At 65.6% G+C, this 22,381-nt stretch carries 22 protein-coding genes; 10 read left to right on the forward strand and 12 right to left on the reverse strand.

Annotated elements, in window-relative coordinates; translation table 11 throughout:
- Window positions 1-17: 17 nt before the first annotated feature.
- Both purN and purM read right to left on the reverse strand, forming a co-directional pair.
- Window positions 18-653, reverse strand: a complete 636-nt coding sequence (purN, locus tag NH8B_RS03805; RefSeq protein WP_014086084.1) for a phosphoribosylglycinamide formyltransferase — start codon at window positions 651-653, stop codon at window positions 18-20.
- Window positions 654-753: 100 nt separating this feature from the next.
- Window positions 754-1,791, reverse strand: a complete 1,038-nt coding sequence (gene purM, locus NH8B_RS03810; RefSeq protein ID WP_014086085.1) for a phosphoribosylformylglycinamidine cyclo-ligase — start codon at window positions 1,789-1,791, stop codon at window positions 754-756.
- Between the two features lie 525 nt (window positions 1,792-2,316).
- Between purM and hda the strand changes: the two genes are divergently transcribed.
- From hda to NH8B_RS03825, 3 genes are all read left to right on the forward strand, one after another.
- The gene (gene hda, locus NH8B_RS03815; RefSeq protein WP_014086086.1) at window positions 2,317-3,027 is read left to right on the forward strand and encodes a DnaA regulatory inactivator Hda; all 711 of its coding nucleotides are present in this window, start codon (window positions 2,317-2,319) and stop codon (window positions 3,025-3,027) included.
- Window positions 3,024-3,692 carry an HAD family hydrolase gene (locus NH8B_RS03820; RefSeq protein WP_014086087.1) on the forward strand — a complete coding sequence of 223 codons (669 nt, stop codon included), beginning with the start codon at window positions 3,024-3,026 and terminating at the stop codon, window positions 3,690-3,692. The genes hda and NH8B_RS03820 overlap by 4 nt, the downstream gene beginning before the upstream one ends.
- Window positions 3,693-3,933: 241 nt before the next feature.
- Entirely contained in the window at window positions 3,934-4,812 is an 879-nt protein-coding gene (locus tag NH8B_RS03825; RefSeq protein WP_014086088.1) for an ATP-binding protein, read from the forward strand.
- A gap of 145 nt (window positions 4,813-4,957) precedes the next feature.
- Here NH8B_RS03825 and NH8B_RS20715 read toward each other — a convergent pair whose 3' ends face one another.
- The 3 genes from NH8B_RS20715 to NH8B_RS03835 form a co-directional block, all read right to left on the reverse strand.
- A complete protein-coding gene (locus NH8B_RS20715; protein ID WP_014086089.1) occupies window positions 4,958-5,731 on the reverse strand; it encodes a hypothetical protein in 774 nt (257 codons plus the stop codon).
- Window positions 5,732-6,475: 744 nt separating this feature from the next.
- On the reverse strand, window positions 6,476-7,102 hold the full coding sequence (locus NH8B_RS03830; RefSeq protein ID WP_014086090.1) for a dihydrofolate reductase family protein: 627 nt from the start codon (window positions 7,100-7,102) through the stop codon (window positions 6,476-6,478).
- 81 nt (window positions 7,103-7,183) lie between these two features.
- Window positions 7,184-7,813: a dihydrofolate reductase family protein gene (locus tag NH8B_RS03835; protein WP_014086091.1), complete on the reverse strand. Its 630-nt coding sequence runs from the start codon at window positions 7,811-7,813 to the stop codon at window positions 7,184-7,186.
- Window positions 7,814-8,004: 191 nt separating this feature from the next.
- On the opposite strand from NH8B_RS03835, the gene NH8B_RS03840 reads away from it, so the two are divergent.
- On the forward strand, window positions 8,005-8,946 hold the full coding sequence (locus NH8B_RS03840) for a Nudix family hydrolase (RefSeq protein ID WP_014086092.1): 942 nt from the start codon (window positions 8,005-8,007) through the stop codon (window positions 8,944-8,946).
- On the forward strand, window positions 8,943-9,368 hold the full coding sequence (locus NH8B_RS03845) for a hypothetical protein (RefSeq protein ID WP_014086093.1): 426 nt from the start codon (window positions 8,943-8,945) through the stop codon (window positions 9,366-9,368). Before NH8B_RS03840 ends, NH8B_RS03845 begins: the two co-directional genes overlap by 4 nt.
- Window positions 9,369-9,636: 268 nt before the next feature.
- Here NH8B_RS03845 and ubiA read toward each other — a convergent pair whose 3' ends face one another.
- A complete protein-coding gene (ubiA, locus tag NH8B_RS03850; RefSeq protein ID WP_014086094.1) occupies window positions 9,637-10,506 on the reverse strand; it encodes a 4-hydroxybenzoate octaprenyltransferase in 870 nt (289 codons plus the stop codon).
- The gene (locus NH8B_RS03855) at window positions 10,503-11,036 is read right to left on the reverse strand and encodes a chorismate--pyruvate lyase family protein (protein WP_232503521.1); all 534 of its coding nucleotides are present in this window, start codon (window positions 11,034-11,036) and stop codon (window positions 10,503-10,505) included. Before NH8B_RS03855 ends, ubiA begins: the two co-directional genes overlap by 4 nt.
- 344 nt (window positions 11,037-11,380) lie before the next feature.
- Here NH8B_RS03855 and NH8B_RS03860 point away from each other — a divergent pair, with 344 nt between their 5' ends.
- The 3 genes from NH8B_RS03860 to NH8B_RS03870 all read left to right on the forward strand — a co-directional run bounded on the left by NH8B_RS03860 (window position 11,381) and on the right by NH8B_RS03870 (window position 13,020).
- On the forward strand, window positions 11,381-11,737 hold the full coding sequence (locus NH8B_RS03860) for a CidA/LrgA family protein (RefSeq protein ID WP_014086095.1): 357 nt from the start codon (window positions 11,381-11,383) through the stop codon (window positions 11,735-11,737).
- A complete protein-coding gene (locus tag NH8B_RS03865) occupies window positions 11,734-12,450 on the forward strand; it encodes an LrgB family protein (RefSeq protein ID WP_014086096.1) in 717 nt (238 codons plus the stop codon). Before NH8B_RS03860 ends, NH8B_RS03865 begins: the two co-directional genes overlap by 4 nt.
- Window positions 12,451-12,555: 105 nt before the next feature.
- Window positions 12,556-13,020 carry a SixA phosphatase family protein gene (locus NH8B_RS03870; protein WP_008953283.1) on the forward strand — a complete coding sequence of 155 codons (465 nt, stop codon included), beginning with the start codon at window positions 12,556-12,558 and terminating at the stop codon, window positions 13,018-13,020.
- A 221-nt stretch (window positions 13,021-13,241) separates the two neighbouring features.
- Here NH8B_RS03870 and metE read toward each other — a convergent pair whose 3' ends face one another.
- Entirely contained in the window at window positions 13,242-15,524 is a 2,283-nt protein-coding gene (gene metE, locus NH8B_RS03875; protein ID WP_014086097.1) for a 5-methyltetrahydropteroyltriglutamate--homocysteine S-methyltransferase, read from the reverse strand.
- A gap of 270 nt (window positions 15,525-15,794) precedes the next feature.
- On the opposite strand from metE, the gene NH8B_RS03880 reads away from it, so the two are divergent.
- The gene (locus tag NH8B_RS03880) at window positions 15,795-16,718 is read left to right on the forward strand and encodes a LysR family transcriptional regulator (RefSeq protein ID WP_014086098.1); all 924 of its coding nucleotides are present in this window, start codon (window positions 15,795-15,797) and stop codon (window positions 16,716-16,718) included.
- A 99-nt stretch (window positions 16,719-16,817) separates the two neighbouring features.
- On the opposite strand, the gene ntrC is transcribed toward NH8B_RS03880, so the two are convergent.
- The 4 genes from ntrC to glnA form a co-directional block, all read right to left on the reverse strand.
- Window positions 16,818-18,281, reverse strand: coding sequence for a nitrogen regulation protein NR(I) (gene ntrC, locus NH8B_RS03885; protein WP_014086099.1), 1,464 nt, complete (start codon window positions 18,279-18,281; stop codon window positions 16,818-16,820).
- 39 nt (window positions 18,282-18,320) lie between these two features.
- Window positions 18,321-19,370 carry a nitrogen regulation protein NR(II) gene (gene glnL / locus NH8B_RS03890; protein WP_014086100.1) on the reverse strand — a complete coding sequence of 350 codons (1,050 nt, stop codon included), beginning with the start codon at window positions 19,368-19,370 and terminating at the stop codon, window positions 18,321-18,323.
- A 97-nt stretch (window positions 19,371-19,467) separates the two neighbouring features.
- Entirely contained in the window at window positions 19,468-19,965 is a 498-nt protein-coding gene (locus NH8B_RS03895; RefSeq protein ID WP_051002143.1) for a DUF4124 domain-containing protein, read from the reverse strand.
- Between the two features lie 171 nt (window positions 19,966-20,136).
- Window positions 20,137-21,555 (reverse strand): glutamate--ammonia ligase, encoded by a 1,419-nt coding sequence (glnA, locus tag NH8B_RS03900; protein ID WP_008953277.1) that lies wholly within the window; start codon window positions 21,553-21,555, stop codon window positions 20,137-20,139.
- Between the two features lie 275 nt (window positions 21,556-21,830).
- On the opposite strand from glnA, the gene NH8B_RS03905 reads away from it, so the two are divergent.
- Window positions 21,831-22,283, forward strand: a complete 453-nt coding sequence (locus NH8B_RS03905; protein WP_014086102.1) for a rhodanese-like domain-containing protein — start codon at window positions 21,831-21,833, stop codon at window positions 22,281-22,283.
- Window positions 22,284-22,381 lie beyond the last annotated feature (98 nt).

The raw sequence follows: 22,381 nt of genomic DNA on the forward strand, positions 1-22,381 counted from the left end.
CCGCCAAGCGCCATGGCTCAGTTCAGGGAGGGCGAAATCAGCCATTGTCCGGCGTCCTGGGCGCGGCCTTTGACGCGGCCGTCGACGATGGCCAGCTCGCCGGCGACGAAGCGGCGTACCGCCTCCGGGTACAGCTGGTGCTCGATCTTCAGCACGCGCGCCGCCAGGGTGTCCTCGCTGTCGTCGTCCAGCACCGTCACCACCCCCTGCGCCACGATCGGACCGTGGTCGAGATTGGCAGTGACGAAGTGCACGGTGCAGCCGGCCACCTTGCAGCCCATGTCGATGGCGCGCTGGTGGGTGTGCAGGCCGGTGAACGAGGGCAGTAGCGAGGGATGGATGTTCAGCATGCGGCCTTCGTAACGGCGCGTGAAGTCCGGGGTCAAAATGCGCATGAAGCCGGCCAGCACCACCAGGTCCGGGGCGTAGCCGTCGATCAGCTCGGCCAGCGCGGCATCGAACGCTTCGCGGCTGGCGAAGGCCTTGTGGTCGAGCGCGGCGGTGGGCACTCCGCGTTCGGCGGCCCAGGCGAGACCCGCGGCGTCGGGGCGGTTGCTGATCACCGCGGCGATGTTGGCACCGGGAATCTGCGCCTCGACGATGGCCTGCATGTTGGAGCCGCGCCCGGAAATCAGGATGACGATGTTTTTCATGGTGCTTGAACGTGGGCAAGCGTCCTTGCCGCAGTCAGTCTACCAAAGACAAACGCCGCCAGCCCGTCAGCCAGCGGCGTTGTGTTTCAAACGGGGACGCTCAGTTTACCTGGGTCTGGTGCTCGTCACCGTTGCGCGCGCGGATCACGCCGATGCGCGATACCGTTTCGCCCTGCTCGGTCAGGATGGCCGCGGCCTGGTCGGCGTCGGCGGCATCCACGATCACCACCATGCCGATGCCGCAGTTGAAGGTGCGGTACATTTCCTGGGCGTCGACATTGCCTTCGGCCTGCAGCCACTGGAACAGCTTCGGCAGCTCCCAGCTCTTGGCGTCGATCTGCGCCACGGTGTTCTCCGGCAGTACGCGCGGCGTGTTCTCGGTGATGCCGCCGCCGGTGATGTGCGCCATGCCCTTGACGTTGAGCTGCTGCATCAGCGCCAAGAGCGGCTTCACGTAGATGCGGGTCGGGGCGATGATGGCTTCGCGCAGGGTCTTGCCGCCGTCGAATTCGGCATCCAGCTCCGGCTGGGCGCGCTCGATGATCTTGCGCACCAGGCTGTAGCCGTTGGAGTGCACGCCGTTGGATTTCAGGCCCAGCACCACGTCGCCCGGCTTGATGTCGCGGCCGGTGATGACCTTGCTCTTTTCCACCACGCCGACGGCGAAACCGGCCAGGTCGTATTCGCCCACCGGGTACATGCCCGGCATCTCGGCGGTCTCACCGCCGATCAGCGCACAACCGGCCTGCTCGCAACCTGCGGCGATGCCCTTGATCACGTCGGTGGCCTGGGGAACGTCGAGCTTGCCGCAGGCGAAGTAGTCGAGGAAGAACAGCGGCTCGGCACCCTGTACCAGGATGTCGTTGACGCTCATCGCCACCAGGTCGATGCCGACGGTGTCATGCTTGTTCCAGTCGAAGGCGAGCTTGAGCTTGGTGCCGACGCCGTCGGTGCCGGAAACCAGTACCGGTTCCTGGTATTTCTTGGAGATTTCCACCAGTGCGCCGAAACCGCCGAGGCCGCCGAGGACTTCCGGGCGCATGGTGCGCTTGGCGAACGGCTTGATGTTTTCGACGAGCGCGTCGCCGGCGTCGATGTCGACGCCGGCATCACGGTAACTGAGGGACGTGGTGTTCAAGGTCAGCTCACTTTCTGTTCATAATCTTGCTGCGCGGCCCGGGTCTGGGCTGCTGCGCCGTGCGACAGCCTCATTGACCGGTTCGGTCAATTCCGGCGTCTGTGCTCTTCACCCCGCGAGGCCCGCGCACGGTGGAGTCCGAGCCGGCGCCAGGCGCCGGTTTCAGCTCCCGGGAGGCGCTCGCCGGGTGAAACAAACCGATTGGGGTATCCGCCGGCAACGGGTTTTCCGGTCGCGGGCGAAAAAAAGCGCCTGTATTTTAACCGAATTTTGCCGGGAACGCTGCTGTGCCGCCGCTTTTTTGCCGTCGCGGACGCGCTGGGGCGTTGCGAGTGTGGCCTGCGGGTTTCGCGACCCCGGCGGATCAGCGTAAAATCAGGCTTTTGACGACTTGCAGCCTATTTCAGCAAGCGAGCGAGCCAAAGCAGGTTGAGTGCTGCCAGCGCACAGGAACCGGAATGTACATGAAGTACATGAGGATTCCGAGCACTGCCGGCGCTCGAGATGCGAAGGCGCAGCCGCCTGATGAAATGGACTACTTATTCCGGCCCTGCGCTTATTTTGGACCAGCTGATTCTCGATCTCACGCCCACACCGCTTCCCGCCTTCGACAATTTCGTCGCCGAACGCAACCGGGAAGTGATCACGGCGCTCACCCATCCGGGCGACGAGCGGTTCATCTACCTCTGGGGCGAACCGGGCAGCGGCAAGACCCACCTGCTGCAGGCCTGGATCGCCCACGCCGAGACGCTGGGGCGCGCCTCGATCTACCTCGACGGCCAGCGCGAGCACCTGCCCGACTTCGCGCGCGAAGCCAGCTTCATCGCCGTCGACCACGTCGACGACCTGGCGCCGGACGACCAGATCACGCTGTTCTCGTTCTACAACTCGCTGAAAGAGGGCGGCGAGAGCCGCCTCTTGATGGCCGGGCGCCTGCCGCCGATGGCGCTGGCGGTGCGCGACGACCTGCGTACCCGCCTGGGCTGGGGCCTGGTGTTCGAGGTCAAGCCGTTGTCCGACGCCGACAAGCTGGCGGCCTTGCACGCCCACGCCGCCGAGCGTCAGCTGGCGATTCCCGACGACGTGTTCCGTTACCTGCTCACGCACTGGCGGCGCGACCTCTCCAGCCTGATCGGCATGCTCGATCTGCTCGACCGTTATTCGCTGGCGCTGCGCCGTCCGATCACCGTGCCGCTGGTCAAGAATATCCTTCACACCGCCCCAACGGAACCATGAACCTCGCCCTTTTCGATCTCGACAACACCCTCATCGCCGGCGACTCCGATACCGAGTGGCCGAAATTCCTGATCAAGCGTGGCCTGCTCGACCCCGAGCACCACGCGCGCCAGAACGATTACTTCTACGAACAGTACAAGGCCGGCACGCTCGACATCTACGAATTCCTCGACTTCCAGCTGCAGCCTCTGACGCGCTTCAGCCGCGAGGAACTGGCCGCGCTGCATGCCGACTATCTGGAAGAGCACATCAAGCCGATCATCCCGCAGAAGGCGCGCGAACTCCTGGCCGCGCACGAGGCGCAGGGCGACGTGGTGCTGATCATCACCGCCACCAACCGCTTCATTACCGGGCCGATCGCCGCCGAACTGGGCGTCGAGCACCTCATCGCGGTGGAACTGGAAGTGGACGAGAACGGCAACTACACCGGCAAGCCCACCGGGGTGCCGAGCTACCAGGACGGCAAGATCACCCGCCTCAACGACTGGCTCGCCCAGCGCGGCGAAACGCTGGCGAGCTACGACCAGAGCTTCTTCTACAGCGACTCGCGCAACGACATCCCGCTGTTGTCCATCGTCAGCCACCCGGTGGCGGTCGACCCGGACGCCACGCTGCGCGCGCACGCCGAGGAAAAGAGCTGGCCGGTAATCACGCTGCGCGACTGAGCATAAGGCGGCTGCGCCTGCGCGTCTCGAGCCGCCGTAGGATGGGTGGAGGCAGTCGCTGCGGTAACCCATCAGTTGAGCGATGGGTTTCGCCTTGCTCCATCCATCCTGCGTTTGGGGTCGCACTCCAGCTGCTGTGACTCGCGCCGAGGCCGGAACCGTTTGTAAGATTAAGGCCGGGTAACCGGCCTTTTTTACGCCCTCCGTTTGCGCTTCGCCAGGCCAACCTTCAAGAGAAAGAATGAGACTCATGGACAAGCTGGAATCCTTCCTCACCCGCGCCGAAGCCCTGCTGGCGCGCCTCGAGCCGCTGCTGCCGCCAGCCCGCCCCGAGCCGGACTGGAGCGCCCGGGCCTTCCGCTGGCGCCGCCAGGGCATGGCGGGCTGGCTCGAAGCGCTGCCCGCGCCACACAGCGTGCGACTCTCCGACCTCACCCACATCGACCGCCAGCTCGCCCAGCTGGTGCGCAACACGCGCCAGTTCATCGAGCGCCGCCCGGCCAACAACGTGCTGTTGTCCGGCGCGCGCGGCACCGGCAAGTCATCGCTGATCAAGGCGCTGCTGCCGGAGTTCGCCGAGCAGGGGCTGCGCCTGATCGAGGTCGACAAGGATCACCTCGCCGACCTCGCCCTGATCGTCGACCTGGTGGCCACCCGTTCCGAGCGTTTCATCCTGTTCTGCGACGACCTGTCGTTCGAGGAAGGCGACGACGGCTACAAGGCGCTCAAGACCGCGCTCGACGGCGGACTGGCGCGTCGTGCCGACAACCTCTTGGTGTACGCCACCTCCAACCGCCGCCACCTGCTGCCGGAGCGCATGAGCGACAACCGCCAGACCCAGCAGCACGACGGCGAAATCCACCCCGGCGAGGCGGTGGAGGAGAAGGTGTCGCTGTCTGACCGCTTCGGGCTGTGGCTGTCGTTCTACCCCTTCGACCAGCGCGCCTACCTCGCGGCGGTGGGGCAGTGGCTGCAGCACTTCGGGCTGGCGATGGACGCCGAGGCCGAGCGTGCGGCGCTGCAGTGGAGCCTGACGCGGGGCAGCCGTTCCGGACGGGTGGCGTGGCAGTTTGCCTGCGACTGGGCGGGGCGCGGGGAGGAAGAGCGGCGGGCGGAGTGAGAGGGCTCGTGAAATTCAGCAGCGCCAGCGTAAAAATACTAGTTCGAAGCAAAGTAAATTACCCAGCGTCCGCAGCAATGGAGTATTAGACCAAAGGAATGGGGCTGCCATCGCCTATTTGTTGCACTTTAAATTCGATGCTGGGCTAACTGTTTGGAATTGGGACGAGCTTGCCAAAAAGCTCATTGCCCGTGAAACCGATTAGGAAGCCGACAAGAAATCCTCCCCAGAAATCTTCGACAGTGATAATAGGTTGAGCTTCGCCAGTTTTTCTTGATGAATATATAACGGCTACAAGCGAAAGAATGGCTGTAAGCGTTACGCCTGCTATGAATGTGATGCCAATTGATGAGAAGAAGGTGGGGCCCTGATCTCTTAGCCCTTTGGCGATTGGTCCAGCAATGGATCCGACAATTGATCCAATTCCGTTTGCTAGTAGAGGTGGTCGAAGGGTAAAACGCACCTCGAAAGTGTGATAGTGGATTTCGTCTTTGTATCGATACTTAACCTGTCCAGGGAAGACGAGTTCACCACCCGAGGCAAACAACCAACGCCTTACATATGACGAGAAAGAGTATGTTCCTGACTCGCCAGGCAGAAGATCAAAGACGGATGTTTCGTAATGGCTGTCGGCGTGCCCATAATACATAGCTTGACCCGGCGCGCTAATGCCTGCTTTCCACGATGTATTGGAAAATAGAATGGATTTCAGTTTGTTTGATTTAAGCCCCTCGAACCGGTCTGTGTATTTCTGTTCCTGAATCCATTGAACGTCATATGGGACGTGATATGACAGAAAAAGCACCTCAATCGGGCCTTCGTGGTTATTCTCAAAGGTCGTTGTGAGCGTGAAAGGAACACCCGCAACAACAAATGGCTGCGCAATTGATACATTGACGTTTAATGCAGAAACAGACACTTAATTTGCTCCATTGTTTTAGTTTCTCTCTCACGGGGCGCCGTGTGTCTAACTATATGGCTTTATGATTTCTTATATCCCTTCATCATACAGCTAAAGTTTTATCCCGGTATGACCAGATGGTGCGCTGGGTTTGCCGGTCCCGCCCGGCTGGCGGGCAAGTAGGCTTTTCGTGGCCAAAGCCCCTTGCATCCCCAAAGGCCACCCCGACAAGCCGCCCTGCGGGTTCCCTCGCAAAACGCTTTGGCAAGGCGCGGCTGGAACTAGCCGGGCGCTAACGTCGCCCGGCGTCGAACAGCCAGCCTCTTAAAACCTTGCCAAAGCGTTTTACTCGGCGGCTTGTGAGGGGTGCTGGTCACGGTGGTGCGGTCATGGTGTCCCAGCAGTTGGGAGTTTTGGCCAACTTTGTGAGTGTCTAGAGTGCGTTGGTCGGTAGCTAGGGTTGGCCCTCTTGATCCCCGCCGGGCGCAAGCTGGCTGGCAAGGTTTTAAGCTGGCGGCTGTTTGAGCCATTCGACGCTAGCGAATGGCGAGTTCCACCAGCGCCTTGCCAGACGGCTTGTGACCGGGAACCCGAAGGGCGGGGGTCGTGGGGGTGGCCTTGGGATTGTCAAGGGAATTGGCCACGCAATTCCCTTGACCCGCCTGCCGGGCGGGACCGGCAAGCCCAGCCAATCAGCCGCCTTCAAAAAGGTCTGCCTGCATTTAACGAGGCAATGCCGGGCTTCACTGTGTTCAGCCCAACCTACCCGCCAGCCCGACAATAGCTATGTACCACCACTCCCGATGGAAACACTCGACTGTCCGTCAGCCGCAACACCGTTTTGTCGGGCGAGTCGGGAAACAGCCGCCGACCGCTGCCGAGCAGCACCGGGAAGATCATGATGCGGTACTCGTCGACGAGGTCGTGCGCCATCAGTGTGTGCACCAGCGTTCGGCTGCCGATCACCAGCATCGGGCCACCTTCCTGCTGCTGGAGCCGGGCGATTGCCCCGGCGACGTCGCCGCCGATCACGTGCGAGTTGTTCCATTGCGGATCGCGCAGCGTGGTGGAGGCGACGTGCTTGGGCATGGCGTTCATCTTGTCGGCGAACTGCTGCATCTCGCTGCGCTGCTCGGCGACTCGCTTCAGGTCCGGGTCGGCGCCGTGGCCGGGTTGCGAGCGTTGCGGCCAGGCGGCGGCGAACGATTCGTAGGTGATCCGCCCGATCAGCAGCGATTCGGCCTCGAGCACTTCGTCGAGCTTGTAGCGCAGCTGCTCGGGGCCCATGAAGTCGCGCACCCAGCCGCTGTGCGGGTGGCCGGGTTCGCCGCCGGGGGCTTCCATGACGCCGTCCAGCGTCACGAACTCGGATACGATGATCTTTCGCATGAGGGCTCCTTTTCGCGCCCGCCGCGAAGGCGTGGGCGCTTTTGATCGTTGCGCTCGCGTGGGCCAGGGACTGACCTGGCGTCAGCGCGGTGTATCCGTAATGACCCGGTAGCTGAGGTGCGTGGCGAGCGGGGAGTGGCTCACCGCCGTCTGCTCGACCCGGAGCTGCTCAGGCGTGAGCGGCTCGAACAGCCGCGCGCCACCGCCGAGAAGCACCGGCGCGAGGTGCAGGGTGAACTCGTCGACGAGGCCGGCGGCGAGGTACTGGCGGATGGTGTTCGCACCGCCGGAGATGCGCACGTCCTTGTCGCCGGCGGCGGCCCGCGCCTGGGCGAGGGCGCTGTCGATGCCGTCGGTGACGAAGTAGAAGGTGGTGCCGCCGGGCCGCACCCACGGTTCGCGCGCGGTGTGCGTCAGCACGAACACCGGGGCGCGGAACGGCGCGTTCTCGGGCCAGCCGACTTCGCCTTCGTCGAACATGCGCCGGCCCAGCACGTAGGCGCCGGCGCGCTCGAACACGTGACGCACCAGCGCGTCGTCGGGCGAGCGCTCGCCGCCGCCGCTGCCGAGGCGTTCGTGGAAGGTGGCGGTCTGGAACATCCACTGGTGCAGCCCGAGACCGCCGTCGCCCAGCGGGTTGTGCGGGTGGGCATGGGGCCCGGCGATATAGCCGTCGAGCGAGACGGCAACGTCGAAGAATACTTTGCTCATGGGGCGGTCTCCTGCGGCGCGGTTCGGCCATCGTTCAGCCTATGCCACGGCGGCGGCTTCGGCCAACCTTTCCGCGTGCGGCCTCGACCGAGCGGAGAATCCTGCTAGAACCGGTACTTATCCGCCCCGTCCGACACAAAGCCGCCCCGACGCGCTATCATTCCGGCCATCCATCGCTTTCCGGTTCCCCCATGCAGTCCGATCACAAAATCATTCCCGTCGTCGCCGGCGCGCTGATGCGCCCGGACGGCTCGTTCATGCTCGGCAGCCGTCCCGAAGGCAAGCCCTACGCCGGTTACTGGGAGTTTCCCGGCGGCAAGGTGGAGCCGGGCGAGGCGCCGTTCGCGGCGCTGGTGCGCGAGTTCCAGGAGGAGATGGGCATCACCGTCACCCACGCCACGCCGTGGCTGACCAAGGTGCATCATTACGAGCACGCCTCGGTGCACCTGACCTTCTACCGTATCTGGGCCTGGGATGGCACACCGCAGCCGCACGAGGAGCAGGCCTTCGCCTGGCAGCAGCCGGGGCACTACACCGTGGGGCCGATGCTGCCGGCCAACGGGCCGATCCTGAAGTCGCTGGAGCTGCCGGACGTGTACGCCATCAGCTGCGCGCACGAGATCGGCGTCGAGGCCTTTCTCGAGGCGCTGGAAGCGCGGCCCGAGCTGACGCTGATCCAGCTGCGCGAGCCGCAGCTGGGGCGCGATGAACTGGCGGCGCTGGCCGAGCGCGTGGTGGCCATCGTGCACCCGCGGGGTGGCAAGGTCGTGGTCAACGCCGACCCGGCCTGGCTGGCCGGCTGGCCGGTGGACGGCGTGCACCTGAACGGCAAGAGGTTGGCCGAAGCCACGGCGCGACCGGCGTTCGCCTGGGTGGGGGCGTCGGTGCACTCGACCGCGGAATTGAACCAGGCCGCCGAGCTGGGGCTGGACTACGCCCTGCTGGGCCACGTCAAGGCCACCGCCAGCCATCCGGGCGCGGCGCCGCTGGGCTGGGACGGCTTCGAGTGCCGGCTGGCCGGCGGCACGCCACTGCCGGTGTACGCGCTGGGCGGCCTGAGCGCTGCCGATCTGAGTGATGCCCGCGCGCACGGCGCGCACGGTGTGGCGCTGATGCGAGGGGCGTGGCGATGACCCGCACCCAGCTGAAGTGGGCCACCATCGGCGTGGCGCTGGTGTTGCTGGGCGCGGTGAAGTTCGCGCTGATCAGCTGGTACCTGAGCCGTCCGGCGGAGGCGGCGGTGCAGGAGGTGGCGTGCGACCCGGCCGAGAGCAGCTGCCGCCTGCCCAACGGCATGCAGCTGCAGTTCGCCAGCCCGGCCAAATCGGGGCAGCCGTTCCAGATCCGCCTCACCGGGGCAGCCAAGGAGGCGCCGGGAGCCGAGTTCAGCATGCGCGACATGGACATGGGCTTCAACCGCTATCGCTTCGTGGCCGCGCCGGGCGGCTGGCAGGCGCGCGTGACGCTGCCGATGTGCGTGAGCCAGCGCCAGGACTGGATCATGACGCTGGAGGTGGAAGGGCAGCGTTATCGCCTGCCGTTCCGTACCTCGTGAGAACCTATTCATAATCTTGCTGCGCAGCCCTGATCGGGGCTCATGCGCTCTGCGTGCGAATCTTTCGCTGGGCACATCTTTAAAGATGTGCACGCAGAGATTCGCTCAGCGATCGGAAATCCTCATGGACGCCGTATCCATTCCGGTTTCTGTGCGGCTCTTCACCCCGCCGAGGGCTGCCCGCGACAGATTCTGAACGGGTTTCGAGGGCATTGAACCCAACAAAAACGGGCCAAACGGCCCGTTTTCCTTTTCCGACTCGGACAACTCAGTGCAGCAGGAAGTCCAGCACCAGCCCGGCGAAGATCGCCGCGCCGACGCGGTTGTTGTCGAGGAAGGACTTGAAGCAGCGCTGGCGGTCGCGCCCGCGGATGGCGAAGTACTGCTGCACCATCAGCAGCGCGGAAACCGCCAGCCCGGCGTAGTAGGCGGCGCCCAGGTGCGCCTCCTGGCCCACCAGCACCATCAGCGCCAGGAACACGGCGTGGCACAGCATCACCGCCGCCACGTCGTAGTCGCCGAAGGTGATGGCCGAAGTCTTGATGCCGATCTTGAGGTCGTCCGGCTTGTCGGTGATGGCGTATTCGGTGTCGTAGGCCAGGGTCCAGAAGGTATTGGCCAGCAGCAGCAGCCAGGCGATCATCGGCACGTGACCGGTGAGCGCGGCGAAGGCCATCGGGATGCCGAAGGAGAAGGCGATGCCCAGATACGCCTGTGGAATCGGCAGAAAGCGCTTGGTGAACGGGTAGCTGCCGGCGAGGAACACCGCCGGCACGCTCAAGAGCAGCGTCAGCGGGTTGAGCGGCAGCACCAGCAGCAGGGAGATCAGCGACAGCCCGGCGGCCAGCAGCAGCGCCTCCTTCTTGCTCACGGCGCCGCGCGCGAACGGGCGCGCCTTGGTGCGTTCCACCTTGCCGTCGAAGTCGCGGTCGGCGTAGTCGTTGATGACGCAGCCGGCCGAGCGCATCAGGAAGGTGCCGGCGATGAAGATCGTCACCACCAGGGCGTCGGGGCGGCCGTTGCCGGCCAGCCACAGCCCCCATAGCGTCGGCCACAGCAACAGCAGGGTGCCGATCGGCTTGTCGATGCGCATCAGCTGGCTGTAGACGGTGAAGCGGTCGGCGAGGCGGGCGTTCATGGCAGGAATCTCTCCAGTGCCGGCAGGAACAGCTCGCACACGATCAGCGGGGTGTTTGCCAGCAGGAAGCGCGAGCGGCGCGCGGGGTAAAGGTTGGCCGAAGCCGGGTCGTGCGCCTGCGCCAGCGCGAACAGCGGGTGGGAGGCGTCGATCTCGCGGTAGGCCAGCGGCTCGCGCACGATGCCGGCGTGGCCGCCGAACAGGGTGAAGCCGAGCGAGCGGCTGCCGCGTTGCAGGATCGGGTGCCAGGCCGGGCAGGCGAGGCGGGTGACGCTGCGCGCCACCACCACCGGGGTGTCGTCCAGCGTCAGCGCCACGTGGCGGGCGTAAAGCGCGGCGCCGGCGGGCAGCCCGAGCAGTTCCACCTCGTCGGCGTGGACGCGGTCGTCGCCCTGCGCCAGCACGCGGACGGCGAAAGCGTGGCCGCAGTGCATCAGCCGCTCGGTGAGCGAGCCGGGCTCGGTCAGGCAGCTCGACAGGGCCGGCGGCAGGGAGGGGGGCGTGGCAGCCCAAGCGGTATCCGGAAGCATGGCGCGCATTATGCCAAAGCCGCCGAACGCTGTCCTGTTTCAGCCTGCGGCACGGCACGGGGTGTCGCGTGCGAGGGTTAACCCGCGGTCGTGCAGACGCGGTGATTTTGTTATGGTGGAAGGCCCGTCGCGGGAGCCGGCGGCGCCGTGGCGTCTTGGGCGCTTTGGGGGGGCGGAAGCGCGTTCCCGGCTGACACGGTGCAGATTGCTCGGTGGGCGCAGGCCCCCGTTAGCCCGGGCGGGGGGCTTTACGCCACCCCCGCAGTGTCTCTGCGCCCGGCGGCTTCGGCCCGCTCGCCTGCTGGAGTGGGCGTTACCTCTGTTGACCTTGATTGGATCGAATCGTGATCGAAACCCTGATCTGGCTGATCGGCTACCAGCTCGCCGGCGAGCTGATCTGTCGCAGCCTGGCCTTGCCGCTGCCCGGCGCGGTGCTCGGCATGCTGCTGCTGTTTCTGACGCTGTGCGCGAAGAAGGGCATTCCCGCCAGCCTGAACACGCACGTGCCGCAGCTGCTCGGCCATTTTTCGCTGCTGTTCATCCCGGCCTGCGCCGGCGTGATCGTCTACTGGTCGTTGCTGACGGCGCACGGCTGGTCGCTGCTGGCGACGCTCGCCGGCGCCACGCTGATCACGCTGCTGGTGCCGGCGGTGCTGCTCAAGTTGCTGCTGGCGCGCCGGCGGCGGGGGAGCGCGGCATGAACGTCACCCCGGCATTGGAATGGCTGCGCGGCTCGCCGCTGCTCGGCCTCGGCCTGACGCTGGCCGCCTACCGCCTGGCGCTGTGGCTCAACCGCCGTGCCCATGGCCATCCGCTCACCAACAGCGTGCTGATCGGCAGCCTGCTGGTGATCGCGGTGCTGCTGGGCTGCGGCATCTCGCCCGCCGAGTACATGAAGGGGGCGCAGTTCATCCAGCTGTTGCTGGGCCCGGCCACGGTGGGGCTGGCGATTCCGCTCTACCACAACCTGTCGCGGCTCAAGCGCGCCGCGCTGCCGTTGTCGCTGACCCTGCTCGCCGGCAGTCTCACCGGCATCCTCAGCGCGGTGGGACTCGGCGCGGCGTTCGGCTTACCGCACCAAATCCTGCTGTCGCTGATGCCGCGTGCGGTGACCACGCCGATCGCCATCGGCATCGCCGAGCACATCGGCGGCATCCCGGCGCTGGCGGTGACCTTCGTCATCGTCTCCGGCATCTTCGGGGCGGTCGTCGTCAAGCCGCTGTTCTCCCGGCTGCGCCTCGACGACGACCTGGTGATGGGCGTGGCCACCGGCATTGCGGCGCACGGCATCGGAACCGCGCGCGTGTTCCTGCTGTCGGAAACGGCGGGCGCCTTCGCCGGCCTGGCGATGGGACTGAACGGGCTGGTGACGGCGGTGCTGGTGCCGATCGTGCTCGGCTTCATGCACCTTTAAGCGCGTTGACACCAAGCTGACATCCGGTCTGGTTACACTGCCCGTCTGCCTGCCCCGGCGCTATGCTGGAACGGGGCGATAACGACAAGGAGCGAGGAGGACGACATGGACCTGATTTTGTGGCGCCACGCCGAGGCGGAAGACGGCGCGGACGATCTGGCGCGGCGCCTGACGCGCAAGGGGCAGCAGCAGGCGCACCTGATGGCGGCGTGGCTGCGCGTGCGCCTGCCGCGCGAATTCACCCTGCTGGCGTCGGAGGCGCGCCGCTCGCAGCAGACCGCCGCCTTCCTGATGAAGAGTTACGAAGTGCTGCCCGAGATCAATCCCGACGCTTCGCCGGAGAGCGTGCTCGAGGCGGCTGGCTGGCCCGAGCCGGGCAAGACCGTGGTCGTGGTCGGGCACCAGCCCTACCTCGGCCGGCTGGCGGCACAGCTGATGTCGGGCCAGCCCGACCTGTGGAGCGTGAAGAAGGGGGCGATCTGGTGGCTCAACCACCGCGAGCGCCACGGTTTCGAGTCGGTGCGGCTCAAGGTCATGATGACGCCGGGCATGCTGACCAGCAGCGAATAAGAGCCGCTCACCAAACCCTCTTGGCGTTGTTGCGCTCGCGTGCGAATCTTTCGATTCGCCCAGTAAACACTTGCCGTACTACTTGTACTGTCTGCGGCCGTGCGCCTAGCCAAGACCGCTGTGCTGGGTTTTGTTAGCGGCTCTAAGCTTCAGTCTGGCTTGGGCAAGACGCAGGGGCACCGTTTGGCGACGGTGCCCTTCGTTCATTTTGCGGAGGATGCTCAGGCCACGGTTTCGGCGAGACGGGCGCGCAGGCGGCGCGCCACCGCCACCATGTGCGCCAGCGCCGCTTCCACTTCCGGCCAGCCGCGCGTCTTCAGGCCGCAGTCGGGGTTGACCCACAGCCGCTCGGCCGGGATCACCGCCAGCGCCTTCTCCAGCAGGGCCTCGATCTCCTGCTCGCCCGGCACGCGCGGGCTGTGGATGTCGTACACCCCCGGCCCGATCTCGTTGGGGTAGGCGAAGTCGCCGAAGGCGCTCAAGAGCTCCATGTCCGAGCGCGAGGTCTCGATGGTGATGACGTCGGCGTCCATCGCGGCGATCGCGGGCAGGATGTCGTTGAACTCCGAATAGCACATGTGGGTGTGGATCTGCGTGGCGTCGTCGAGACCGGCGCAGCAGAGCCGGAACGCCGCGCTGGCCCAGGCCAGGTACGCCGGCCACTCGGCGCGCTTCAGCGGCAGGCCCTCGCGGTAGGCCGGCTCGTCGATCTGGAGCACGCGGATGCCGGCGTTTTCCAGCTCGAGCACCTCGTCGTTCAAGGCCAGCGCGATCTGTCGGCACACCTCGCTACGCGGCAGGTCGTCGCGCACGAACGACCACTGCAGCATCGTCACCGGGCCGGTCAGCATGCCCTTGACCGGACGCGAGGTCAGGCTCTGCGCGTACACCGCCCAGCGCACCGTCATCGCGGCGGGGCGTTCGACGTCGCCGTAGATGATCGGCGGCTTGACGCAGCGGCTGCCGTAGCTCTGCACCCAGCCGTAGCGGGTGAAGGCGTAGCCGGACAGCTGTTCGCCGAAATATTCCACCATGTCGTTGCGCTCCGCTTCGCCGTGCACCAGCACGTCGAGGCCGAGGGCTTCCTGGCGGCGGATGGCGAGTTCGATCTCGCGGCGCATCGCCGCGTCGTAGCCGGCGGCCTCCAGCTCGCCTTGCTTGAAGGCGGCACGCGCGGCGCGGATCGCGGCGGTCTGCGGGAACGAGCCGATGGTGGTGGTGGGCAGCACGGGCAGGTTCAGCCAGGTGCGCTGCGCGGCGACACGTTGCGGGTAGGGGCGGTGGCGCTGGTCGCCGCCGCCGGCGAGCGCCGCCAGTCGCGCCTGCACCGTCGGGCGGTGGATACGCGGGCTGGCGCGGCGCGAAGCCTGGGCGTGGTCGCTGCCGGCCAGTTCCGACGCGATGGCGTCACGGCCGTCGAGCAGGCCGCGCTTCAGCAGCTTCAGCTCGTTGAGCTTCTGCACCGCGAAGGCGAGCCAGATCTTCACCTCGACGTCGAGGGCGAGTTCCTGCGCCAGGTCCACCGGGCAATGCAGCAGCGAGCAGCTCGGCGCCAGCCACAGCCGTTCGCCCAGTCGTGCCCGTGCCGCTTCGAGCGGCGTCAGCAGGGCGCCGAGGTCGGCGCGCCACACGTTGCGCCCGTCGATCACCCCGGCGGACAGCACCTTGTCGGCGGGCCAGTCGGCGAGGAAGGCGTCGAGTTGCTGCGGGGCGCGAGCCAGGTCGAGGTGCAGCCCGGCCACCGGCAGGGCTTTCAGCAGCTCGGCGTGCTCGGCCACGCTGCCGAAGTAGCTCGCCAGCAGCAGTTTCACCGGGGCTTCGGCCAACCTTTGATAGCTCGGCGCGAATGCGGCGAGCCAGTCGGGCGGCAGGTCGAGCGCCAGGATCGGCTCGTCGAGCTGCACCCACTCGGCGCCGGCGGCGGCCAGCGCGGCCAGCAGTTCGCGGTAGCACTCGAGCAGCGCCGGCAGCAGGGTGAGGCGGTCGAACGCGGCACCCTTGACCTTGCCCAGCCACAGCAGGGTCAGCGGGCCGAGCAGCACCGGCTTCGCCTTGAGGCCGAGCGCCTGTGCCTCGCCCAGCTGCGCCAGCAGCGCTGCGGGGTTGGCCGAAAACGCCGTGTCGGCGTGCCATTCCGGTACCAGGTAGTGGTAGTTGGTGTCGAACCACTTGGTCATCTCCAGTGCCGGCTGGTGGGCGTTGCCGCGTCCCAGCTCGAAGTACTGCGCGGTGGTGAGGGCGGTGGCGTCGAAGCCGAAGCGCGCGGGCAGGGCGCCCACCAGGATCTGCGCGTCGAGCACGTGGTCATATAGCGAAAAGTCGCCGACCGGTGCCAGCTCGACGCCGGCACCCTTCTGCAGCAGCCAGTGGCGCTGGCGCAGCTCGCGCGCGCCCTTGAGCAGCGCGGCCTCGTCGATGGTCTGCTGCCAGTAGTTTTCCTGCAGTTGCTTCAGTTCGCGCCGGGCGCCGATACGCGGGAAGCCGAGCAGATGGATAGTAGTCATGGCAATGCTCCTGTGGAGCCTGCTCCATTAGGCGGCTGCGCCTTCACGTCTTGAGCGCCGGCAGTGCTCGGAATCCTCATGGACTACGTGTCCATTCCGGTTCCTGTGCGCTGGCGGCGCTCAAGCTGTTTTGGCTCGCTCGCCTACTGAAGCAGGCTTGTCATCGATAGGGAAGTTAAAGGCAGAATCGAAAATCGTTGGAGCCAAGCATGAGCGGTTTTGCTGTATGATACAAACTCATTATTTTTACGTTTTGTATCGATTTCATTCATGAACAACAGTGCCCTGGAAATCCGCCATCTCAAGACCCTGCTGGCGTTGGCCGAAACCGGCAGCGTGTCGCAGGCGGCGCGGCGCGTGTTCCTGACGCAGTCGGCGCTGTCGCACCAGCTCAAGCAGCTGGAGGAGCACTACGGTCTGGCCTTGTTCGAGCGCAAGAGCCAACCGCTGCGCTTCACCCTGGCCGGCGAGCGGCTGCTTACGCTGGCGCGCGAGCTGGTGGGCAAGGTGGCGGCGGCGGAGCGCGACCTGGTGCGGCTGCGCCAGGGGGAGGCGGGGGAGTTGCGCGTGGCGGTGGAGTGCCACACCTGTTTCGACTGGCTGATGCCGGCGATGGATACCTTCCGCCAGCACTGGCCTGCGGTCGAGCTCGATATCGTGTCGGGCTTTCATGCCGATCCGGTCGGCTTGCTGCTGACGCAGCGCGCCGACCTCGCCATCGTCTCCGAGGCCGAGGCTCAGCCCGGCATCGTGCACCAGCCGCTGTTCGCCTACGAGATGGTGGTGATCATGGCGCGCGATCATCCGCTCGCCGAGCGGCGCTGCTGGTCGGCCGCGGATTTCGCCGGCGAGACGCTGATCAGCTACCCGGTGCCGGACGACATGCTGGAGCTGGTGCGCAAGGTGCTGGCACCGGCCGGCGTCAACCCGGCGCGCCGCACCAGCGAACTCACTATCGCCATCATCCAGCTGGTGGCGAGCCGGCGCGGCGTCGCGGCGCTGCCGTTCTGGGCGGTCAAGCCCTACCTCGAGCGCGGCTACGTGGTGGCGCGGCCGATCGGCGCGGCCGGGCTCAACAGCGAACTCTACGCCGCGCTGCGCGAGGGCGACGCCCAGAGCGCCTACATGCAGGACTTCCTCGCCACGGTGCGCGAAACCAGCTTCGCCACGCTGCCGGGGCTGTCGGTGCTGTAGAGCGAGGCCGCTGTCCCGACAAATAAAAACCGCCCGCGGTACTGACGGCGGGCGGTGAGGGGAAACTTCCCATTGCGGGGTCGGGATGGGCGAGGGCGCTCAGCCGTGGTTCATTTCCTCGCCGTGCGCCGCTTCCATGCCCAGCTCCTGGATCTTGCGCGTCAGCGTGTTGCGGCCCCAGCCCAACAGGTGCGCCGCCTCCACCTTGCGCCCGCCGGTGTGCGCCAGGCCGCTGCGGATGCAGGTCTCCTCGAAGCGCCGCGTCAGGTCGTCGATGATGCCGATCTCGCCGGCGCGCAGGCGGCGCGCCACCTCGTCGGCCAGGCCCTTCATCCAGTCGCCGCCGAACACCGTGGCCGGGCCGGCCACGCCCTCGCCGCCGGCTTCCAGCACCGGGTGCAGCGCCGGGTCGCGGATGTCGGCCGGCAGGTCGCTTAGCTCCACCGTCTGCCCCGGTGCCATCACCGTGATCCACTGGCACAGGTTTTCCAGCTGGCGCACGTTGCCGGGGAAGGGGTAATGGCGCACCAGTTCCATCGCCGCGTCGGACAGGCGCTTCGGCTCCACCCCCAGGTTCTTGGCGCTGCGCAACAAGAAGTAGCGCGTCAGGATCGGGATATCCTCGCTGCGCTCGCGCATCGGCGGCAGGCGCAGGCGGATCACGTTCAGGCGATGGAACAGGTCCTCGCGGAACTGGCCGCTCTTGACCCGCTCCTCCAGGTTCTGGTGCGTCGCCGCGATCACGCGCACGTTGGCCTTGATCGGGGTGTGGCCGCCGACGCGGTAGAAGTGCCCGTCGGACAGCACGCGCAGCAGGCGCGTCTGCAGCTCGATCGGCATGTCGCCGATCTCGTCGAGAAACAGCGTGCCGCCCTCGGCCTCCTCGAAGCGGCCGCGGCGCGACGCCAGCGCGCCGGTGAAGGCGCCCTTCTCATGGCCGAACAGCTCCGACTCCAGCAGGTCTTTCGGGATCGCGGCGGTGTTGAGCGCGATGAACGGCTTGCTGGCGCGCACCGAATGACGGTGCAGCGCCTCGGCCACCCGTTCCTTGCCGGTGCCCGATTCGCCGGTGATCAGCACCGTCACGCTCGACTGGCTCAAGCGGCCGATGGCGCGGAACACGTCCTGCATCGCCGGGGCCTGGCCCAGCAAGGCCGGCATCTCCTCCTCGCCGTTCGGTGCTTCGGAGGGGCCGCGCGTCTCCGCCAGGGCCCGCTCGATCAGCGCGGTCGCCTGGTCGACGTCGAACGGCTTGGGCAGGTACTCGAAGGCGCCCCCCTGGAAGGCCGCCACCGCCGAATCGAGGTCGGAGTGCGCGGTCATGATGATGACCGGAATCTCGGGGTGTTCCAGCTTGACCCGCGACAGGAACTTCAGCCCGTCGGTGCCGGGCATGCGGATGTCGCTGATGATGACGCGCGGGCTCGCGTCGTACAGGGCGTTGAGCGCATCGTCGGCGCTGGCGAAACTCTCGAAGCCGATGCCGCCGCGTGCCAGGGCCTTTTCCAGGACCCAGCGGATCGCCTTGTCGTCGTCAATGATCCAGACCGGGTTTGTATGCATGGTGTCCCTCTCGATGTATTGTCGCGTGCTGCGGGCGGGCTAGGTGCCCAGCGGCAGCATCACGGTGAAACAGGTGCAGCCCGGGCGGGACTCGAACTCGATGCTGCCGCCGTGCTGGTGGACGAAGGCCTGCGCCAGCGTCAGGCCGAGGCCGGTGCCCTCGGCGCGCCCGGTGACCAGCGGGTAGAAAATGTGGTCGCGGATCTCTTCCGGAATGCCCGGGCCGTTGTCGATGATCTGCAATTTCAGTGCCAGGGTGTAGCGCTTGCGCGCCAGCGTGACCTGGCGCGCCACGCGCGTGCGCAGGATGATCTCGCCCTTGCCCTTCATCGCCTGGATGGCGTTGCGGGTAATGTTGAGCACCACCTGGATCAGCTGCTCCTTGTCCGCCACCAGCGTCGGCAGGCTGATGTCGTAGTCGCGCCAGATGATCAGCCCCTGCGGGTATTCGGCCAGCACGATGCTGCGCACCCGCTCCAGCACCTCGTGAATGTTGATCTCGCTCGAGACGTGGCGGCGATGCGGCGCCAGCAGGCGGTCCACCAGCGACTGCAGCCGGAGCGCCTCCTCCTTGATGACTTCGGTGTATTCCTTGAGATCGTCGCGTTCGCCCAGCTCGTGTTCCAGGAGCTGCGCCGCGCCGCGAATGCCGCCCAGCGGGTTCTTGATCTCGTGTGCCAGGTTGCGGATCAGTTCGCGGTTGGCCTGCTGCTGCAGCAGCAGTCGTTCTTCGTTGGCGATTTTCAGTTGCTGGTCGAGCGGGCGCAGCTCCACCAGCGCGCGCGAACCGTCGTTGTCGATCGGCGTGATCGACAGGGCGACGTGCAGCGCCTGCTCGTTGTGCAGCAGTTTCAGTTCGAGGTCGTGTTCGATGAAACTGACGTTGTTCTTGAACGCGGTATCCAGCGCCTGCTTCAGCGCTGCACTGTTTTGGAACAGTCCGGTCAGTTGATGGCGCAGTAGTTCGCGCCGTCCCAGTGCCAACAGGTTTTCACTGGCGGGATTGACGTAGTCGAGCGAACCGTCGGTCCGCACGATCAGCACCGGGGTGTCGAGCAGTTCGAGTCCGGCAAAGCTGGATGGTGTCATGGAAATCCGGTCGTGAAGAGTGTGTCCGCTATCCGTATAGCAATATCCACGCCAGCGCGGCAAGCGGACCCAAGCCTCTTTACCGGGATGCTATGCCTTATTTTGGTGCATTGGAAGCGGACTGCCCCAACTCGCGCCGCAAGGCTTCCACGTTCTTCTGGTGCTCGGTGACCTGGTTCTGCAGTTGCTGCACCCGGTCGAGGTATTTCTGGTAGTTGCGCTCGTTGCCAAGCCGGGTGGCCCGGCCTTCCTCCAGCGCCTTCTGGGCCTCGGCCAGCGCCTTCTGCTCGTTGGCCAGCTCCTGTTCCAGGATCTTGCGCCGGCCGTTGTCGCGCTGCTGCTGGGTGGCGTTGTCGACGTTGGGATAGCGGCCGCTGCTGAAGGGCGGCGTGCTGGGGGTGGTGGACGGCGCCGAGCTGCTCGGCTTCGCCTCCTCGCTCGAATACGTCGACAACGGCGACAGTTTCACCGGCACGCCGCCTTTCATCGGGGTATTCGAGAAGGTGACGTGACCGCTCGGGTCGACGTACTTGTAGATGGTCTGCGCCTGCGCCAGGCTGCACGCCAGCAACAGGCCGAAAATCATGGTCTTCATGGGTGGGGGGAAACCTGCATGGTCTATCCTGATAGGTGATTTCATCATAAGCAAATCCGCGTCATCCGTCACATGGGGATAAGCCGGCGCCCGCCGGCGGGCCGTGCAGCAGGGCAGAAAAACAAAAAACGGCAGCCGAGGCTGCCGTTCGATTCGGGTACGGGCCGTGAATTACAGGCTGTAGTACATCGAGAATTCCACCGGGTGGGTGGTCATGCGGGTCAGGTTCACTTCCTGCATCTTCAGTTCGATGTAAGCGTCGATCCACTCGTTGGAGAACACGCCACCACGGGTCAGGAACTCGCGGTCGGCATCCAGCGCGGCCAGGGCTTCGTCGAGCGAGGCGCACACGGTCGGGATCAGCTTGTCTTCTTCCGGCGGCAGATCGTACAGGTTCTTGTCGGCGGCATCGCCCGGGTGAATCTTGTTCTGGATGCCGTCCAGACCGGCCATCATCAGCGCGGCAAAGCACAGGTACGGGTTGGCCAACGGATCCGGGAAGCGGGCTTCGATACGACGGCCTTTCGGGCTGGCCACGTGCGGGATACGGATCGAGGCGGAGCGGTTCTTGGCGGAGTAGGCCAGTTTCACCGGCGCTTCGTAGTGCGGAACCAGACGCTTGTACGAGTTGGTGCCCGGGTTGGTGATGGCGTTCAGCGACTTGGCGTGCTTGATGATGCCGCCGATGTAGTACAGGGCGGTTTCGGACAGGCCGGCGTAGCCGTCACCGGCGAACAGGTTCACGCCGTCTTTCCAGATCGACTGGTGCACGTGCATGCCCGAGCCGTTGTCGCCGACGATCGGCTTCGGCATGAAGGTGGCGGTCTTGCCGTAGCTGTGGGCCACGTTGTGCACCACGTACTTCAGGATCTGGGTCCAGTCGGCGCGCTGGGTCAGGGTGCTGAACTTGGTGCCGATTTCGTTCTGGCCGGCGGTAGCCACTTCGTGGTGGTGCACTTCGACCGGCACGCCCAGTTCTTCCAGCAGCAGCACCATGGCGGAACGCAGGTCTTGCGAGGAGTCGACCGGCGGAACCGGGAAGTAGCCGCCCTTCACGCCCGGACGGTGGCCCATGTTGCCACCTTCGAACTGTTCGGCGGATGCCCAGGCCGCTTCTTCAGCCTGAATCTTGACGTGGCAGCCGGACATGTCGGCGCCCCAGGTCACGGAGTCGAACACGAAGAATTCCGGTTCCGGACCGAAGTAGGCGGTGTCGCCGATGCCGGATGCCTTGAGGTAGGCTTCTGCGCGCTTGGCGATGGAGCGCGGGCAGCGGTCGTAGCCCTTGCCGTCGGCCGGGTCGATCACGTCGCAGGACATGAAGACGGTCGGCTCGTCGTAGAACGGGTCGATCTTGGCCGTGGCCGGGTCGGCCATCAGCAGCATGTCGGAAGCCTGGATGCCTTTCCAGCCGGCGATCGAGGAGCCATCGAAAGCGTGGCCGTGCTCGAACCACTCTTCGCCGTCATCGAGGACGACGTGGGCCGGGATGGAAACGTGCTGCTCTTTACCGCGGGTATCGGTAAAGCGAAGATCTACAAATTTGACGTCGTTGTCCTTGATCAGTTTCAAAACGTCTGCAACCGCCATGGTGTTCTCCTGTTGGGCTACGTGCATCAGAGTATGCGTTGTACTAAGGGTTTGCGACTAAAACTAGCAGGAAGCGTGCCAGCCCGTTCCGGCGGGCTTGCCCATTGTGGCACAAGCCTCGCCGGACTTGCACGTGCCATGGCAGGCTCCGGTTTGGTGCGTCACATTATTGCCATGCTCGATATTGGTGCATACGGCATGGTTTGCGCCGGAGCGGGGCTTTCCCGATAATCACTGTAAACAAATAATGTAATCCCCTTGCAAGGAGAGTGATGATGAGCAAGATCAACGAGATTCTGCACCGGGCCGGCGAGCGCGGCAGTTCCCAAGGGTTGCCTTATGCCGGCGCGGTGACGCCGGACGAGGCGTATGAACTGTTGCAGGGCATTCCCGAAGCAGTGCTGGTCGACGTGCGCAGCCAGGCCGAATGGCAGTTCGTCGGCGTGGTGCCCGACGCGCTGCGCATCGAATTGCGCAGCTTTCCCGGCATGGTGCCCAACCCGAATTTTGCCAATCAGCTGATGCAGCAGGTGGACAAGGAAAAGGTCGTGCTGTTCCTGTGCCGTTCCGGTGCCCGCTCCGACGAAGCCGCGCGCCTGGCCACGGCGTCGGGCTATGCCACGGTTTACAACGTGCTGGAAGGATTCGAGGGCGACAAGGACGCCGAGCAGCACCGCGGCCGGATCAATGGTTGGAAAGGGCGTGGTTTGCCCTGGATTCAGGGATAAATGGTTGATGTTTGTCGGGCTTCGCGGCAAAGTGCAGAGTTGAAAGAATTACCATTAATGACGTTGCCGCGCCTGCAAGCGTATTGGCCGTCGTTGAG

It is taken from the genome of Pseudogulbenkiania sp. NH8B (assembly GCF_000283535.1).
In the GTDB taxonomy this organism is placed as follows: Bacteria; Pseudomonadota; Gammaproteobacteria; order Burkholderiales; family Chromobacteriaceae; genus Pseudogulbenkiania; species Pseudogulbenkiania ferrooxidans.